The 1,464-nt window shown below is 45.8% G+C and carries 1 protein-coding gene; it reads right to left on the bottom strand.

The window, feature by feature from the left end:
* Positions 1-360: 360 nt before the first annotated feature.
* Positions 361-1,056 (bottom strand): hypothetical protein, encoded by a 696-nt coding sequence (locus FJZ26_05995; protein MBM3229959.1) that lies wholly within the window; start codon positions 1,054-1,056, stop codon positions 361-363.
* Positions 1,057-1,464: the final 408 nt, after the last annotated feature.

Raw genomic sequence — 1,464 nt, 5'->3', positions numbered from 1 at the left:
GCGAGTACACTGAAGGCGAGATTGCAGCAGGCCTTGGCAAAGCAGGTGTGGACGAATTCACAATTCTTATGACCCACTGCCCGGCCTATGGCCTTTTTGACTCAATTGGCGAGACAGGCGTGCATGTAGGCTCAAAGGAAATAAGAAAAACAATTGAGGCCAAAAAACCAATCCTGAATATCTGCGGCCATGTGCATGAGACCTCGGGGCACATGCTTAATGGCGAGACGATGGTCGTCAAAATCCCGCCTGCCGTTAGGCTTCTTGGAACAGAAATCTCAATCACAGACACGATTGAGGTAAAAAACATCAGGCTTTGACATATCCAAGCAAACACTAATCATAACCTGGGCCGCCAAATTAGAAATAGCTTCTCCTTCTCACCGGTCTGCCCCATAAAAGTTTGGCTTCCTCCAGCTCTCTCACCTCTCTTTCATATTGCTCTCCCTGCCGCCATCTTCCTTCTTCCTCATCTCGTATCCTTTTTTGCTCCTTTTCAAACTGCAACCATTTTTCATTCTCAATCCTTCTCCGTTCATTTTTCTCTCTATCCTCAGCAATCTTTTTGGCCCTGGCCTGCTCTTTGCTGACACGCGCATCATCTATTTTCGTCTTGGAAGTTTTATACTGACTGTCAAACTCAGCCATAAGCTGCGGGAATTTGCCAAATAGCACGTTCCATGCGCCAATGCAAAGCCATTTTTTTTCAGGCGCACCATTCTGTCCCTCAAGCACTTTTTTTGCGTGCGCTTCTATGATTATCTTTTCCACACTTCTCATCTGTTCTGCTACCGTAAGGTTTTTTCTTGTCAAAAGCCTGGCGGCTGCGCGGGCTGATGCCCTAAACTCCTTTTCATATCCGCCAATTTTGGGTGCTCCCCGCCACGCCTTGCGGGGCTTTCTTGCAAAATCTGCGCCTTGAACAAAAGCTTCAAACCTTTTCATGAAAAGGCTCAAACCAATCCGATGCCACGGCTTTCTCTCGCCGGTTTTCGGATTTATATCGTCATCATGGTGATGAATTTTACTTTTATGGACAAAGCGGTCATATATCATGCAAACTCCCCTCTCATTTTGTTTTTTCGCTCCAAATCAAAAACGCGCGATTCAAATTATAAATCCATTTGCAGGCATCTTCTTGCCCCTTCAGGCCGTATTTTTCCAAACTTGCCTGGGGGTTATGATTCCCCTTTCTCACGTTTCCCGTGTCCAGACAGCCTGTTCAGGCATTGCCTTTTTTCTGCGTGCAAAGCCAGTCTGGAAGCAGTGGTTGCTGCCGTGCGTTTTCACCAGGCTTTTTCTCAAGGCTCGCTTTTTGCCACGCGACAAGTCGCATAGTATGGGTAAATCTGTATATGAGCTTTAATTTTTTACCACCTATTGAATATAGTGGTATGCCCGAAACACCACGGTGGCAATTCTTCAAACTGCTCTGTTTTTGAGCTTTTTTTTCCAAATTAATAA

It is taken from the genome of Candidatus Parvarchaeota archaeon (assembly GCA_016866895.1).
Taxonomy (GTDB): Archaea; Micrarchaeota; Micrarchaeia; order Anstonellales; family VGKX01; genus VGKX01.
The sequence above is the reverse complement of the archived record's forward strand: the minus strand, read 5'-3'. Positions and strand labels throughout refer to the sequence as shown.

Excerpts from the sequence above, each read along its gene's own strand:
- FJZ26_05995 (MBM3229959.1), bottom strand. The coding sequence starts at position 1,056 with ATGATATATGACCGCTTTGTCCATAAAAGTAAAATTCATCACCATGAT.